The 15016-nt window shown below is 73.4% G+C and carries 15 protein-coding genes; 8 read left to right on the top strand and 7 right to left on the bottom strand.

The genetic code is table 11. The annotated features are described in order from the left end of the window. Positions 1-60 precede the first annotated feature (60 nt). Entirely contained in the window at positions 61-924 is an 864-nt protein-coding gene (gene panB / locus ACF1BN_RS11700; protein WP_392331395.1) for a 3-methyl-2-oxobutanoate hydroxymethyltransferase, read from the bottom strand. Positions 925-1139: 215 nt separating this feature from the next. Here panB and ACF1BN_RS11695 point away from each other — a divergent pair, with 215 nt between their 5' ends. From ACF1BN_RS11695 to ACF1BN_RS11680, 4 genes are all read left to right on the top strand, one after another. Beyond that, complete coding sequence (locus ACF1BN_RS11695) at positions 1140-2744, top strand: MFS transporter (protein WP_392331394.1); 1605 nt, start codon at positions 1140-1142, stop codon at positions 2742-2744. A gap of 392 nt (positions 2745-3136) precedes the next feature. Then, positions 3137-3919 carry a TetR/AcrR family transcriptional regulator C-terminal ligand-binding domain-containing protein gene (locus ACF1BN_RS11690; protein ID WP_392331467.1) on the top strand — a complete coding sequence of 261 codons (783 nt, stop codon included), beginning with the start codon at positions 3137-3139 and terminating at the stop codon, positions 3917-3919. A gap of 230 nt (positions 3920-4149) precedes the next feature. After that, positions 4150-5163, top strand: a complete 1014-nt coding sequence (locus tag ACF1BN_RS11685; RefSeq protein ID WP_392331393.1) for an endonuclease/exonuclease/phosphatase family protein — start codon at positions 4150-4152, stop codon at positions 5161-5163. 212 nt (positions 5164-5375) lie between these two features. After that, a complete protein-coding gene (locus tag ACF1BN_RS11680) occupies positions 5376-6617 on the top strand; it encodes an MFS transporter (RefSeq protein WP_392331392.1) in 1242 nt (413 codons plus the stop codon). On the opposite strand, the gene ACF1BN_RS11675 is transcribed toward ACF1BN_RS11680, so the two are convergent. Continuing rightward, positions 6583-8367: an NAD+ synthase gene (locus ACF1BN_RS11675; protein WP_392331466.1), complete on the bottom strand. Its 1785-nt coding sequence runs from the start codon at positions 8365-8367 to the stop codon at positions 6583-6585. The genes ACF1BN_RS11680 and ACF1BN_RS11675 overlap by 35 nt on opposite strands. Before the next feature lie 106 nt (positions 8368-8473). Between ACF1BN_RS11675 and ACF1BN_RS11670 the strand changes: the two genes are divergently transcribed. Genes ACF1BN_RS11670 through ACF1BN_RS11660 form a run of 3 tightly spaced genes read left to right on the top strand, consistent with a single transcriptional unit; the run spans position 8474 to position 10462 of the window. After that, positions 8474-8863, top strand: coding sequence for a hypothetical protein (locus ACF1BN_RS11670; RefSeq protein ID WP_392331391.1), 390 nt, complete (start codon positions 8474-8476; stop codon positions 8861-8863). A gap of 13 nt (positions 8864-8876) precedes the next feature. Continuing rightward, positions 8877-9662 (top strand): DUF998 domain-containing protein, encoded by a 786-nt coding sequence (locus tag ACF1BN_RS11665; protein WP_392331390.1) that lies wholly within the window; start codon positions 8877-8879, stop codon positions 9660-9662. Continuing rightward, on the top strand, positions 9659-10462 hold the full coding sequence (locus ACF1BN_RS11660) for an alpha/beta fold hydrolase (RefSeq protein ID WP_392331389.1): 804 nt from the start codon (positions 9659-9661) through the stop codon (positions 10460-10462). Before ACF1BN_RS11665 ends, ACF1BN_RS11660 begins: the two co-directional genes overlap by 4 nt. On the opposite strand, the gene ACF1BN_RS11655 is transcribed toward ACF1BN_RS11660, so the two are convergent. From ACF1BN_RS11655 to ACF1BN_RS11640, 4 genes are all read right to left on the bottom strand, one after another. Beyond that, positions 10447-10866: a CBS domain-containing protein gene (locus ACF1BN_RS11655; protein WP_392331388.1), complete on the bottom strand. Its 420-nt coding sequence runs from the start codon at positions 10864-10866 to the stop codon at positions 10447-10449. The two genes, ACF1BN_RS11660 and ACF1BN_RS11655, sit on opposite strands and share 16 nt — an antisense overlap. 115 nt (positions 10867-10981) lie before the next feature. Continuing rightward, positions 10982-11617 (bottom strand): DUF305 domain-containing protein, encoded by a 636-nt coding sequence (locus ACF1BN_RS11650; RefSeq protein WP_392331387.1) that lies wholly within the window; start codon positions 11615-11617, stop codon positions 10982-10984. Further along, positions 11614-12291, bottom strand: coding sequence for a DUF3105 domain-containing protein (locus ACF1BN_RS11645; protein ID WP_392331386.1), 678 nt, complete (start codon positions 12289-12291; stop codon positions 11614-11616). The genes ACF1BN_RS11650 and ACF1BN_RS11645 overlap by 4 nt, the downstream gene beginning before the upstream one ends. Positions 12292-12355: 64 nt before the next feature. Further along, positions 12356-12778 (bottom strand): hypothetical protein, encoded by a 423-nt coding sequence (locus ACF1BN_RS11640; RefSeq protein ID WP_392331385.1) that lies wholly within the window; start codon positions 12776-12778, stop codon positions 12356-12358. Between the two features lie 203 nt (positions 12779-12981). Here ACF1BN_RS11640 and ACF1BN_RS11635 point away from each other — a divergent pair, with 203 nt between their 5' ends. Then, entirely contained in the window at positions 12982-14343 is a 1362-nt protein-coding gene (locus ACF1BN_RS11635) for a glutamine synthetase family protein (protein WP_360311921.1), read from the top strand. Between the two features lie 127 nt (positions 14344-14470). Here ACF1BN_RS11635 and ACF1BN_RS11630 read toward each other — a convergent pair whose 3' ends face one another. Further along, positions 14471-14902 (bottom strand): VOC family protein, encoded by a 432-nt coding sequence (locus ACF1BN_RS11630; protein ID WP_392331384.1) that lies wholly within the window; start codon positions 14900-14902, stop codon positions 14471-14473. Positions 14903-15016: the final 114 nt, after the last annotated feature.

Below are 15016 nucleotides of genomic sequence, written 5' to 3'. Positions count from 1 at the left end.
GACGGCCGACAGCCCGCCGACGGGGGCTGTCGGCGGGCTGTCGGTGGTGCCGGGAGCGGACTAGTGGAAGGTGTGCTCCTCGGCGGGGAAGGCCCCGCCGGCCACGTCCTCCGCGAAGGCGCGGGCGGCGTCGCCGAGCGTCTCGCGGAGGTTGGCGTACTGCTTGCTGAAGCGCGGCACCTTGCCGCCGGTCAGCCCGGCCATGTCCGTCCAGACGAGCACCTGGGCGTCGGTGTCGGGTCCCGCGCCGATGCCGATGACCGGGATGTGCAGCGAGCGGGTGACCTCGGCGGCGAGTTCGGCCGGGACCAGCTCCAGGACGAGCGAGAAGGCGCCCGCGTCCTGGGCGGCCTTGGCGTCGCGCAGCAGCTTGTGCGCGGCCTCGTCGGAGCGGCCCTGCACCCGGTAGCCCATGGTGTTCACGGACTGCGGGGTGAGGCCGAGGTGGGACATGACGGGGATGCCGGCCTGGACCAGCATCTCGGTCTGCGGCAGCGAGCGCTCGCCGCCCTCCAGCTTGACCGCCTGGACGCCCGCGTCCTTGACCAGCCGGGTCGCGCTGCGCAGGGCCTGCACGGGGCCCTCCTGGTACGAGCCGAAGGGCAGGTCGCCGACGACGAGGGCGCGCCGGGTGCCCCGGACGACGGCGGCGGAGAGCAGGGCCATCTCGTCCATCGTGACGGGCACGGTGGTGTCGTAGCCGAGGTGGCAGTTGCCCATGGAGTCGCCGACGAGGATCACCGGGATCCCGGCCTCGTCGAAGACGGACGCGGTCATGGCGTCGTAGGCGGTGAGCATGGGCCACTTCTCGCCGCGCGTCTTGGCGGCGGCGATGTCGTGGACGGTGAGTCGGCGCGAGCCCTTGCCCCCGTACAGCGTCCTCGTGCTGTCGGCGGGCGGTTTCTGGGCAGCCTGAAGCGTCATGGTGCACGGCTCCTTGTGTCATCTCGAGGCGCCCTGACGGCGTCCCCGGACCACATCCATGGTGGCACTTCGCCGGGCGGGCGGGGAAGTGGGCCGGAGTGGCGCTGTTCACAGACGAATAAGCGTTCGATTGCTGGGTCGGGGGCACGTAAAGGGTCGGTCATGAATTTCAATACGAGACGGACCCGTATCGAAACGCGTCTACAGTGGAGAACATGCCTGTCCCCACCCCGTCCGCGCCCGCCCGCTCCCTGCCCGAGGCCGTCCACCGCCGCCGCTGGGCCGTCCTCGGCGTGCTGATGCTCAGCCTGCTGATCGTCGTCCTCGACAACTCGATCCTGAACGTCGCGGTCAAGACGATCTCGACCCCGGCCCCCACCGGTCTCGGCTCCACCCAGAGCGAGCTGGAGTGGGCCATCAACTCCTACACGCTCGTCTTCGCCGGGCTCCTCTTCGCCTCCGGCCTCCTCGGCGACCGGCTCGGCCGCAAGAGGTCCCTCCTCTTCGGCCTCGTGGTCTTCGGGGCCGGCTCCGCACTGGCCGCCTTCTCCGGCTCACCGGGCGAGCTCATCGCCTTCCGGGCCGTGATGGGCCTCGGCGCCGCCTTCGTCATGCCCGCCACCCTCGCCGTCCTCATGAACGTCTTCGAGCGCGACGAGCAGCCCAGGGCCATCGGCATCTGGGCCGGCGGCGTCGGCCTCGCCATCGCGATAGGCCCGATCACCGGCGGCGTCCTCCTGGAGCACTTCTGGTGGGGCTCGATCTTCCTCATCAACGTGCCCGTGGTGCTCCTCGCCCTCGGCCTGATGATCTGGCTCGTCCCCGAGTCCCGGGACCCGGCGCCCGGCCGCATCGACGTCGTCGGCGTGCTCCTCTCCGTCCTCGGCCTCGTCCTCCTCGTGTACGGGATCATCCGCGGCGGCGAGCAGGCGTCCTTCACCGAGGCGGGAGTCCTCGTGCCGGTCGTGGCGGGCCTCGCCGTCCTCACCGCCTTCGTCCTGTACGAGAAGCGCAGCGACCACCCGGCCCTGGACGTCTCCTACTTCCGCAAGCCGGTCTTCTCCGCCGCCGTCGCCGCCATCGCGCTGGTCTTCTTCGCGCTCATGGGCGTGACCTTCTTCTCCGCCTTCTACCTCCAGAGCGTCCGCGGCTACAGCGCCCTCGACTCCGGTCTGCTCCTGCTGCCGCTCGCCCTCGCCCAGATGGTCTTCGCGCCCCGGGCCCGGCTCGCCGTCGAGCGCTTCGGCGCCCGGACGGTCTGCGCCACCGGCATGGCGGCCGTCGCCCTCGGTCTCGGCGCCTTCGCCTTCTTCGACGCCGACACCCCGGTCTGGGTGCTGTGCCTGGTCTTCCTGGTGCAGGGCGCGGGCATGGCGCACATCATGCCGCCGGTCACCGTCGCGATCATGCAGACGCTGCCCCGGGAGAAGGCGGGCTCCGGCTCCGCGATCAACAACACCTTCCGCCAGGTCGGCGGCGCGCTCGGGGTGGCCGTCCTCGGCTCCGTCCTCTCCTCCGTCTACCGGGGCGAGATGGAGGGCCACCTCGGCGCCCTCCCGGCCGCCGTGCGCACCACGGCCGGCGAGTCCCTGGAGGCGACCCTGGCGGTCGCCGAGAAGCTGGGCGCCGACGCCCTCGTCGCCCCCGCCCACCAGGCCTTCCTCGACGCCATGCACGTCACGGCCTGGGCCTCCGCGGGCATCGCCGCCGTCGGCGCGGTCGTCGTCGCCGTTTTCCTCCCGGGCCGCACCGCGCCGCCCGGCACCCCGCCCCGCCCGACCACCGACCAACAGGACCACCCGCAACCGGCCCACCGCTGAGCCGGGGTCCGGGCCTGGGCCCGGCTCTGGCTCCGGCCCCGGGCCTTGGCCCCCGGCTCCGGCCTCGGCCCCCGGGCCCGGGCCTTGGGCCGTGCCCCCCGGCCCGCCAGGTCCAGGCCTCGCCCGCCCCGGGCCCCGGCCTCGCCCGGGACCCGCAGGGCCGGCTTCGCCCCGCCCTGCCCCGCCCTGCCCCGCCAGGGCCCGGGGGGCCGCGCTCGGGGGGTGAGAATGAAGGGGACTCAGCTTTCCCACGACGAGAGGCGACGCGCGTGTCCTTGGCGGACGGCGAGAATCCCGGCGAACCGGCCGGCCCGGCCCCCGACCGGCGGCCCCCGGCCGTCCCGGCCGTCACGGAGGTTCCGGCCGTCCCGGCCGTCCCGCTGGTTCCGGCCATGTCCGGTCCCGGCGGCGACGCGCCCGTCGCCGCCGGTCCGGGCGGTCCGGATCTCGGCGCCGATCCCAGCCCCGATCCCGGCCCTGACCCCAAGCCCGTCCTCGACCCCGTCCCCGACCCCAAGCCCGTCCCCGCCCCCGGCCCCAAGCCTGCCCCCACCCCCGACGCGCCCGTCGGCTGCTCCGGGGCCGAGGGCGGGCCGCGGCGGGGGCGGCCGCGGAGCGAGGGGGTGGAGCGGGCCGTCTTCGACGCCGTGATCGGGCTCCTGGAGGGCGGGGTGCCGCTCGGGGACGTCTCCATCGAGCGGATCGCCCGCACCGCCGGGGTCGGCAAGGCCACGATCTACCGCCGCTGGGCCGGCAAGGAGGATCTGCTCGTCGAGCTGATCCGCTCCGTCGAGCCCCCGGACCCCGAGCTGCCCGGCACCTCCGTCCGCGACGACCTCGTCATGCTCCTGGAGTTCATGCGGCGGCGTGGACTCGCCAAGCGGACCTCCGCGCTCCTGCGGAACATGTTCGCGCAGATGCAGGCGCACCCCCGGCTCTGGGACCAGTACCACCGCACCGCGATCGAGCCCCGCCGCCGACGCGGCATCGAGGTCCTGGAGCGCGGCGTGGCCACCGGCGAGGTCCGGGCCGACCTCGACCTGGAGCTGGTCAACGACCTCTTCGTCGGGCCGCTCCTGCTCCGTACCGTCCTCCAGCCCGACGCCGACCTGTCGCCGGACTTCCCGGCCCGCGTCGCCGACACCATCCTCGACGGGGTCCGACCGAGAAACTGACCACACCGGCCGCCGCCGGACCCGGGCCGGAGACCCGTACGAATGTGCGCGTTCTGTCACAGCCCGCCCTCATCGCCGCGCCGCCGGGAACCCCGTCACACGCCGTGTCCGTCCTTGGGGGAGTGCGCGGGGCCCGGCATCGCCTAGGGTCGGGACCGGGTCTCGGAGCACGGACGGGTACGACGCACGGCACGGCAAGACGAGCGAGGGCAGCGATGGCGCGGGTGGACATGACGGGGACGGAGCACGGCGGAACGGGAGGTGCCCCTTCCGGGGCCCAGGGCCGGTTCCGTTCCTCCCTCGGCCGCCTGCGCCGCGACCCCGGCATCTGGCGGCGCGGCATCCTGCTGGCCGCCTTCGCGATCGTCCTCGCGCTCCTGATGGCGCTCCACGCGCAGATCCCCAACCGGGTCGGCAACCTCGGCAGCCTCACCGAGACCTTCCTCCCCTGGTTCGGCCTCCTCGTCCCGGTCCTGCTCCTCCTCGCGCTGCTGCGCCGCTCCGCCACCGCGCTCATCGCGCTGCTGCTCCCGGCGGTCGTCTGGCTCAACCTCTTCGGCGGGCTCGTCGCCGACAAGTCGACCGCGGGCGGCGACCTCACCGTCGCGACCCACAACGTCAACGCCGACAACCCCGATCCCGAGGGCACCGCCCGGCAGCTCGCCGCCTCCGGTGCCGACGTGCTCGCCCTGGAGGAGCTGAAGGCCGACATGGTGCCGGTCTACGAGCGGGAACTGGCGGAGAAGTACCCGTACCACTCGGTGCAGGGAACCGTCGGCCTGTGGAGCCGGCTGCCGCTGCGCGACCCCAAGCCGGTCGACATCCACCTGGGCTGGACCCGCGCCATGCGGGCCACCGTCGTCGCCCCCCAGGGCGAGCTGCGGGTGTACGTCGCCCACCTCCCCTCCGTACGCGTCAACCTCGACGCCGGCTTCACCGCCAGCCAGCGCGACACCAGCGCCGACGCCCTCGGCGCGGCCATCGCCGGCGACCGTGCCCAGCGGATCGTCCTCCTCGGTGACCTCAACGGCACCATGAACGACCGCGCCCTCAACGCCGTCAGCGCCCAGATGCGCTCCACCCAGGGCGCGGCCGGCGACGGCTTCGGCTTCTCCTGGCCGGCCTCCTTCCCGATGGCCCGGATCGACCAGATCCTGGTCCGCGGTGTCGAGCCGGTCTCGTCCTGGGCGCTGCCCGAGACGAAGAGCGACCACCTGCCGCTCGCCGCCCGCATCACCCTCTGACCCGACGGACGCCCCGGCCGGTGACCGGGCGACCGACCCGCCGGCGACCGGGTGACCGACCCGCCGGCGACCGGCCGACGACCGCGCGAAGCCGGGCGTACGGCGTCCGAAACCCTTTCTTCATCCCCCGGTGACCGGGGGACCCTCCGGGATCTGCCACAATTTGTTTTGTAAGAAAACAAACCCCTGGATCCGGAAAGGGTCTCCCACCCATGCCCGTGGCCCTGCTCGCCCTGGCCATCTCCGCTTTCGGCATCGGCACCACCGAGTTCGTGATGATGGGCCTGCTGCCCAACGTCGCCGGCGACCTCGGCACCACCGTCCCCACCGCGGGCCACCTCGTCTCCGCCTACGCCCTCGGCGTCGTCGTCGGCGCCCCGCTGCTCACCGCCCTCGGCTCCCGGATCCCGCGCAAGCGGATGCTGATCCTGCTGATGGCCCTCTTCACCGTCGGCAACCTCGCCTCCGCCCTCGCCCCCGGCTACGGCTGGCTCCTCGCGGGACGCGTCCTCGCGGGCCTCCCGCACGGCGCCTTCTTCGGCGTCGGCGCCGTCGTCGCCGCCCGGCTCGTCCGCCCCGACCGGCAGGCCCGCGCGGTCGCCACCATGTTCCTCGGCCTCACCGTCGCCAACATCCTCGGCGTCCCCGCGGCCACCCTGCTCGGCCAGCACCTCGGCTGGCGCGCCACCTTCCTCGTCGTCGCCGTCATCGGCCTGGTCTCGCTCGCCGCCCTGGCCCGGATGATCCCGGACCTCCCCGTCGACGAGCGCCAGGGTCTCGGCCGCGAACTGCGCGCGCTGGGCCGCCCGCAGGTGCTGCTCGGCCTGCTCACCGCGGTCTTCGGCTTCGCCGGCGTCTTCGCCGTCTACTCCTACCTGGCCTCCATGACCACCGAGGTGATGGGCTTCGGCGAGTCCACCGTCACGATCGTCCTCGCCCTCTTCGGCATCGGCATGACGGCCGGCGCGCTCGCCGCGGGACCGCTCACCGACCGCGCCCCGCGCCCCACCCTGTACGGCTCCCTCGCCGCCCTCGCGCTGACCCTGGTGGCCTTCCGCTTCACCGTCCACGTGCCCTGGCTCGCCCTGGTCACCGTGGTGGTGCTCGGCGCCGTCGGCTTCATGACGACCACCCCGCTCCAGATGCTCGTCATGGAGAAGGCGAAGGACGCCCCCACCCTGGCCTCCGCCTCCAACCACTCGGCCTTCAACCTCGCCAACGCGGGCGGCGCCTGGGCCGGCGGCGCGGCCATCGCCGCAGGCTGGGGCTGGACCTCCCCGGCCCTGGTCGGCGCGGGCCTCGCCGCCGCCGGCCTCGCGGTCGCCGTCGCCGCCGGGCTCCTCGACCGTACGGGCAGGAGCGCGGAAGGGGCCTCGCACGTCGTCGCGCGAAGCCCCCTCTCCGGCCGGGAGACCCCTGTCAGGGAGCCGGCGTCTCGCGCCAGCGGTTCGTGATCGGCAGCCGCCGGTCCTTGCCGAAGCCCTTCGCCGAGATCTTGGTGCCCGGCGGGTACTGGCGCCGCTTGTACTCCGCCGCGTCCACCATCCGCAGCGTCCGCGCCACCAGCTCGGCGTCGAAGCCGGCCGCCACGATCGCGTCCGTGCCCTCGTCCCCGTCCACGTACAGGGCGAGGATCCGGTCCAGCACGTCGTAGTCCGGCAGCGAGTCCGTGTCCACCTGGCCCGGGCGCAGCTCGGCGCTGGGCGGCTTCGCGATCGAGTTCTCCGGGATCGGCGGGGTCTGGCCCCGCTCCTCGGCGGCCCGGTTGCGCCAGCGGGCCAGCCGGAAGACGTCCGACTTGTAGACGTCCTTGATGGGGCCGTAGGCGCCGACGGAGTCGCCGTAGAGGGTCGAGTAGCCCACCGCCAGCTCGGACTTGTTGCCCGGGGCGAGGACGAGGTGGCCCTCCTGGTTCGAGATCGCCATCAGGGTGGTGCCGCGCAGCCGGGACTGGAGGTTCTCCTCCGCGAGCCCGGTCAGATCCAGTGAGGCCATGAAGGCGTCGAACATCGGCCCGATCGGGACCGTCCGGAGGTTCAGGCCGGTCCTGCGGGCCAGTTCGGCCGCGTCGCCCTTCGAGTGGTCGGAGGAGTACCGCGACGGCATCGACACCCCGTGCACCCGGTCCGCGCCGAGCGCGTCGCAGGCGATCGCGGCGACCAGCGCCGAGTCGATCCCGCCGGAGAGGCCGATCACCACCGAGCCGAAACCGTTCTTCGCGACATAGGCGCGCAGCCCGATGACGAGCGCCGAGTAGACCTCCTCGTCGTCGTCGAGCCGCTGCGCGTAACCGCCCGTCAGCTCCGCGTCGTACTCCGGTACGGGCTCCCCGGCCTCCCCGGTGAGGACCGCCCGGTCGATCCGCAGCCCGTCGTCCACCACCGTCCCCGGCGCCGGCGCCTCCGGGTCGGCGGCCGGCAGGTCCAGGTCCAGGACGACGCTGCCCTCGGTGAACTGCGGGGCCCGCGCGATCACCTCGCCCGCCGCGTCCACCACGATCGAGTCCCCGTCGAAGACCAGCTCGTCCTGCCCGCCGGTCGACGCCAGGTAGGCGGTCGTGCAGCCGGCCTCCTGGGCCCGCCCGCGGACCAGTTCGAGCCGGGTGTCGTCCTTGTTCCGCTCGTACGGCGAGGCGTTCACCGACAGCAGCAGCCCGGCGCGGGCGCTGCGCGCCGCCGGCACCCGGCCCCCCTCCTGCCACAGGTCCTCGCAGATGGCGAGGGCCACGTCCACCCCGCGCACCCGCAGCACCGGCAGGGTGTCGCCCTGCACGAAGTAGCGGAACTCGTCGAAGACGCCGTAGTTGGGCAGGTGGTGCTTGGCGAAGCGGAGCACGGCCCGGCCGCGGTGCAGCACCGCCGCCGCGTTCTCCGGCGACCCGGCCGGGCGCCCGAGCCGGGGCACCGCCCGCTCGGTGCGGTCGAGGTAGCCGACGACCACCGGCACCTCGCCGAGGCCCTCGTCGGCGAGCCGCCGCGCGAGCGCGAGCAGCGCCGCCCGGGAGGCCTCGACGAAGGACGGCCGCAGGGCCAGGTCCTCGACGGGGTAGCCGGTCAGCGCCATCTCGGGGAAGGCGACGAGGTGCGCGCCCTGCCCGACGGCGTGCCGGGTCCAGTGGACGATCGCCTCGGAGTTCCCGGCGAGGTCCCCGACGGTCGAGTCGATCTGATTCAGCGCGAGGCGTAGTCGATGCACGCGTCGCAGTCTAATCGTCAAATCGACGCTATGTCCCGGGAATCGTGGCTCGACCCTGCCGCCGCCCCGTTCGCCCCGACATGCGGAGAGCGTCCACCCCGCTGACCATGAGCCCATGACGACCACCGACGACCCGGCGGAGTCGGCGCGGCCCGCCACCGGCGAGGACACGACGGCCCTCTCCGCCGCCCCTCGGGTCGCCGCCGCGCCCCGGGTCGCCTGCGCCGGCGGACCGGTCCTCCGGGGCCGCGTCGCCCCGCCCCGGCTCGCCTCCGCGGGCGGACCGCTCCTCCCGGGCCGCGTCGCCCTCGGCCTCTTCCCGGGCCGCGTCGTCCCCGGCCTCTTCCCGGGCCGCGTCGTCCCCGGCCTCTTCCCGGGCCGCGTCGTCCCCGGCCTCTTCCCGGGCCGCGTCGCCCCCGGCCTCCTCCTCGGGTTCCGCGGACCCGCGCGGGTCCACCCCGCGCGGGTCCGCCCCGCGCGCCGGGAACCTTCCGGGACTCCCTGACGTCAGACCCCGTATGCCCGGAAAGATCACGCGCGCTTCCGCCGTCCTGCTGCTCCTGGGGGCGCTCGCGTACACCGCCTGGGTCCTCGAAGTCGTCGTGCGGACCGGTCTCGACCCGGTCCGCACCTACGTCTCCGAACTCGCCGCCGCCGACCAGCCCCTCGGCGGGCTCTTCCGCGCCACCGACCTGGTCGCCGGGCTCCTCGTCCTCGCCGGCGCCGTCCTCGGCCTGCTCGCCTCCCGCGCCCCCGCCGGACCCCCGTCCGACCCGGGCACCCCCAGCTGGGCCCGCACCGACCCCCGGCCCCCCGGCCGCCGCCCCTGGCTCCTCGCCGGCTGGGCCGCCCTCGCCCTCTTCGGCGCCGCCACCGCCGTCGATTCCCGCCTGCCGCTCAGCTGCACCCCCACCGCCGACCCGGAGTGCGCCGCTCGCGAGACCGCCGGGCTCGTCCCCGCCACCCACACCGCCCACGCCGTCAGTTCCGGCCTCGCCATGACGGGCGCGATCCTCGCCATGGTCCTCCTCACCGTCGCCGCCCGCCGCTACGGCCGCTGGCGGCCACTGGCCCGCATCGGTCCCTTCCTCGTCGCCCTCGAACTCGCCGCCACCGCCTGGACGCTCGCCGAGGTCGCCTCCTTCGAGGCGGGCAAGGGCCTGTGGGCCCTCGGCGCCGGGCAGCGCCTCCAGGTCCTCCTCGTCGCCGTCTGGACCGGCCTGCTCGCCGTGTCGCTCGCGCGTGAGGGCACCGCCCGCCGCGCCGGCGCCGGAGGCGGCACCGGAAGGAGCACCGCACCATGAGCTTCGTACGCCTCGGGGGCCTCGTCCACCACGTCGCCGTCGACGGGGAGGGACCGGTCTGCGTGCTCTCCGCCGGGCTCGGCCTCGGCTGGTTCGACTGGGACCCGGTCGTCCCGCTGCTCGCCCCGCACCGCACCGTCGTCCGCTTCGACCGCCCCGGCCACGGCCTCACCCAGGGGACCACCGCGCCCCCGACCCTCGCCGGCGAGGCCGACCGGATCGCCGCCCTCCTCGACGCCCTCCGGCTCCCCGGCCCCGTCACCGTCGTCGGCCACTCGATCGCCGGCTTCCACGCCGAGGGCTTCGCCCGCCTCCACCCGCACCGCACGGCCGGACTGGTCCTCGTCGACTCCTCCGTCGAGGACCGTCCCCGCCCCGGATTCCTCGGCTGGACCGTCCCCGCCGGGACCGCCCTGACCGCCCTCGGCCTGCCCGCGGCTCTCGGCCCCGCCCTCCGCCGTCTCGCCGTCCACCCCGACCCGGCCCCACCCGCCGAGGTCCGCCGGGTCTACCGCAGCTCACGCGTCTGGCGCGGCGCCCTGCGCGAGAACGCCCGCTACGGCTCCGTCGCCGCCGAGCTCGACGCCCTCCGCCGCACCCACCCCCTCCCGCCCGCCGCCCCCGTCACCGTCCTCGCCGCCCCCGGCGGCTCCGCCCGCTGGGAGCGCCGCCAGCGCGCACTGGCCCGACGGCTCGGCGCCCGCTACGAGGCGGCCGCGCCCTCGGGCCATCTGGTCATGCGGGACGCCCCGGACACGGTCGCCCGGGTCGTCCTGGAGTCGGGTCAGGAAGCGGCGTAGACGCTCGCGCAGAACGCCTTCAGCTGCTCGTCCGAGAGCTGCTGGGCCAGATCGGCCTCGCTGATCATGCCGACCAGCCGCTTGTCCTCGATCACCGGGAGCCGCCGGATCTGGTGGCTCTGCATCTCCTCCAGCACCGCGCCCACGTCCGCGTCCGCGTCGATCCAGCGCGGGGTGCCCTGCACGATCTCGCCGCAGGTCACCTCGGACGGGTCGTGGCCCATCGCCACACAGCGGACGACGATGTCGCGGTCGGTCACGATGCCGCAGAGACGTTCGTTCTCGTCGGCGACGGGGAGCGCCCCCACGTTCAGGTTGCGCATCATCTGCGCCGCGCGGTCGAGCGTCTCGTGGGCCGGGATCCACTGGGCTCCCGGGTGCATGATGTCCTTCGCCGTGGTCATGGGGTGCGTACCTTTCGTCGAACTACGTCGTACGAACTCCCCGAGCGCCTCTCATTCTCCGGGCACGCGTCGGCCCCCGCGACCGCAGCGGTCACGGGGGCCGGGCGCGCCTGACTCAGGCGGTCGCGCCGCGCTTGCGGAGCATGTCCGCCATCAGCGCGATCTCCGACTCCTGGGCGTCGACCATGCCCTGGGCGAGGTCGCGCTGGATGTCCACCGAGCACTTCTGCACACAGCCCTGGGCCATGTGCACCCCGCCCTTGTGGTGGGCGGTCATCAGCCTCAGGTACAGGATCTCGGCGTCCTTGCCGGACGCCTTCCGCAGGGCGTCCAGCTGGGTCCGCGTCGCCATGCCGGGCATCAGCGCGCCGTCCTTGGCGGCGGCGTCACCGGTGACCGGCATGCCCATCCAGGTCATCGGCGCGGTGCCGGACTCGACCTTCGGCAGTCCCCACACGTCGAGCCAGCCGAGCATCATCCCGCGCTGGTTGGCCTGGGTGTTGGCGATGTCGTACGCGAGCCGGCGCACCGACTCGTCCCGCGTCCGGTCCCGGACGATGAAGGACATCTCGACGGCCTGCTGGTGGTGGACCGACATGTCCCGGGCGAAGCCGGCGTCCGCCGACGCGGTGTCCGGGGTGCGGGGTGCCTCCTCGCGCTCGGCCGAGGCGACCGTGACCGCGCCCGCGGCGAAGAGCACCGAGAGGGCGACCGCGGTGATCGCCGCGTAGCGGGTGCGGCGGGGGGTCACTGGCCCATCCCGGCGCCGCCCATGCCGTCGGCGCCGACGCCGCCGGTGCAGGCCGCGCCCGGCTCGGGCGTCTGCTTGCCCTGGACGTACTTGGTGAAGAAGGCGTCGACGCGCGGGTCGCTCGCGCCGTCCACGGTGACCTGCTTGCCCCACGCGGAGAGCATGATCGCGCCGGTCTGGTCGTCGACCGGGCTCATCAGCGTGTAGGGGGTGTCGGAGACCTTGTCCTTCAGCTTCTTCACGTCGGCCTCGGCGGCCTTCTTGCTGTACGTCACCCAGACGGCGCCGTGCTCCAGCGAGTGGACGGCGTTCACCTCGGGGACGGCCTTGTCGTAGACGTCGCCGTCGCAGTTCAGCCAGACCGGGTGGTGGTCGCCGCCGACCGGGGGCTTCGTGTCGTACTTGACCGCGGTCTCGACGTGGTTGCGGCCGAGCTTCGCCGCGTCCCAGCTCTTCTCGCCGGCGATGGGGGCCTTGGCGGCGGCCTCCTTGGCGTCCTCCTCGTCGGACTTCTTCATGAGCACGAAGGTGCCGAAGCCGACGAGGCTCAGCACGACGACGGCGGAGACGCCGATGGTGAGGAAGCGGTTGCGGCGCTCCCGGGCCTGCTCGGCGCGGCGCATCTCCTCTATTCGCGCGCGGCGGTCGGCGGTGGTGGAGCGGTTGGCGGCCATGGTGGTGTCGTCCTTCTGGGAAAGAAAAAAGGGGGTGTCGTCGGGCGGGGGAGGGCGGAGGGCCCTAGGTCCGGAGGACCTGAAGGACGTGCAGGTCCGGGGCGCGCGGCCGGACCCCGGGGCCGCCCGCCGCACCGTCGCCGGCGAGCGCGTCGACACGCGGCAGCCGGTCCTCGGTGTGCAGCGGCGGATCGAGGGGCGGGGCGCTGAGCACCGCGGGGGAGAGGGACGGGAAGAGGGAGCAGTCGCCGCGGTCGTACGGGCAGACGTACGCGCTCCGGTCGCCCCCGGGGACGGGGGTGGCGGCGGGACCCGGGGCCGCCGCGGTCGCCGCCGCGGCGGCCCGCTCGTGACCCGGATGGCGGCCCGGACCGGCCGGTCCGGGCCCCAGGCAGACGAAGAGCGCGCCGAGGAGCGTCGCCACGGCACTCACCAGTGCCAGGGGACGCGCGTGCCGGGACGGGCGTTCGAGCCGCAGGGCTCCCATGGGCGCAGATCGTAGTGGGCGAGGGGGCTCCGTGGGCCGAACGGGGTACGGATTGCGGAGGTCCTCGGTTACCTGTGTCACACCCGAACAGGCAGTATGGGTGTGCAACGTGCGCGAAACCATGTGGTGGGATGCTCAGGTGCCCCCCGATGTGCCCGAGGCGGTGGGAGCAGGCGGCCTGACCAGCGAGGATGGGTGTGTAAATGGACAAGCAGCAGGAATTTGTGCTCCGTACGCTCGAAGAGCGCGACATCCGCTTCGTGCGCCTGTGGTTCACCGACGTGCTCGGCTTCCTCAAGTCGGTCGCCGTCGCCCCCGCCGAGCTGGAGCAGGCCTTCGACGAGGGCATCGGCTTCGACGGCTCCGCGATCGAGGGCTTCGCACGGGTCTACGAGTCCGACATGATCGCCAAGCCGGACCCGGGCACCTTCCAGATCCTGCCCTGGCGGGCCGAGGCCCCCGGCACCGCGCGGATGTTCTGCGACATCCTGATGCCGGACGGCTCCCCCTCCTTCGCCGACCCGCGCTTCGTCCTCAAGCGGGCCCTCGCCAAGGCGTCCGACCTCGGCTTCACCTTCTACACCCACCCCGAGATCGAGTTCTTCCTGCTGAAGGACAAGCCGCTGGACGGCTCCCGGCCCACCCCGGCCGACAACTCCGGCTACTTCGACCACACCCCGCAGAACGTCGGCATGGACTTCCGCCGGCAGGCCATCACCATGCTCGAATCGATGGGCATCTCGGTCGAGTTCTCCCACCACGAGGGCGCCCCGGGCCAGCAGGAGATCGACCTCCGCTACGCCGACGCGCTCTCCACCGCGGACAACATCATGACCTTCCGCCTGGTCATGAAGCAGGTGGCGCTGGAGCAGGGGGTCCAGGCGACCTTCATGCCGAAGCCGTTCTCCGAGTACCCGGGCTCCGGCATGCACACCCACCTCTCCCTCTTCGAGGGCGACCGGAACGCCTTCTACGAGTCGGGCGCCGAGTACCAGCTCTCCAAGGTGGGCCGCTCCTTCATCGCGGGCCTGCTGAAGCACGCGGGCGAGATCTCCGCCGTGACCAACCAGTGGGTCAACTCGTACAAGCGCATCTGGGGCGGCTCCTCCCGCACGGCCGGCTCGGGCGGCGAGGCCCCCTCGTACATCTGCTGGGGCCACAACAACCGCTCCGCCCTCATCCGCGTCCCCATGTACAAGCCCGGCAAGACCGGCTCCTCGCGCGTCGAGGTCCGCTCCATCGACTCGGGCGCCAACCCCTACCTCACCTACGCGGTCCTCCTCGCCGCGGGCCTCAAGGGCATCGAGGAGGGCTACGAACTCCCCGCCGGCGCCGACGACGACGTCTGGGCCCTCTCCGACTCCGAGCGCCGCGCCATGGGCATCGAGCCCCTCCCCCAGAACCTCGGCGAGGCCATCTCCCTCATGGAGAAGAGCGAACTGGTCGCCGAGACCCTCGGCGAGCACGTCTTCGACTTCTTCCTCCGCAACAAGAAGCAGGAGTGGGAGGAGTACCGCTCCGAGGTCACCGCCTTCGAACTGCGGAAGAACCTGCCGGTGCTGTAAGCGCAGGTCAGGACAGGTAGACCCTGGAATTGAGGCTGAGGGCCGACGGTCGCGAACCGTCGGCCCTCAGGCGTCCCGCCCGGCCGGGGCCGTCTCTGGGCCCCGCTGGAGCTTCGGCGGTGGCCGCTCAGCGTTCGGTGAGCTCCGAGGGGGCCTCCTGGACGATCCAGCCGTTGCCGTCCGGGTCCTGGAAGGAGAGGAAGGAGTTCCAGGTCTCGCCCTTTCCCTCCTCCCAGCCGTTCGGGCCGAGGCGCATCACGGGGGAGACGTCCACCCCGGTCTCCACGAGCGCGATCCGCGCCGCCTCGATGTCGGTGACGCACATCTGGAGGTTCTGCAGGGAGCCCGGGGTCATCTGCGTGGTGCCGGGCATCGGCGGCATGCCGGAGAGCAGCGCGAGGGAGCAGCGCGAGCCCGGCGGGGTCAGCTGGATGATCCGGGTCCCGGGGGCGACCTCGTCGTCCAGGTCGACGGCGAAGCCGCACTGCTCGGCGTAGAACTCCTTCGCCCGGTCCATGTCGGTGACGGGGACGGGCACGACTTCCAGTGTCCAGTTCATGGGACCACCGTCCCGCACCCCGCCGCACGCCGCACGTCTTCGACCTGACGGACATGCGTCTTCCCTCCGACCGGGTGACCTGATCTTTTCGGCCGAGGGTCGGGACGGATCACC

The sequence above is a fragment of the Streptomyces sp. NPDC014861 genome, from assembly GCF_043081625.1.
Lineage (GTDB): Bacteria > Actinomycetota > Actinomycetes > Streptomycetales > Streptomycetaceae > Streptomyces.
This window is presented reverse-complemented; position numbering and strand designations above follow the sequence as displayed.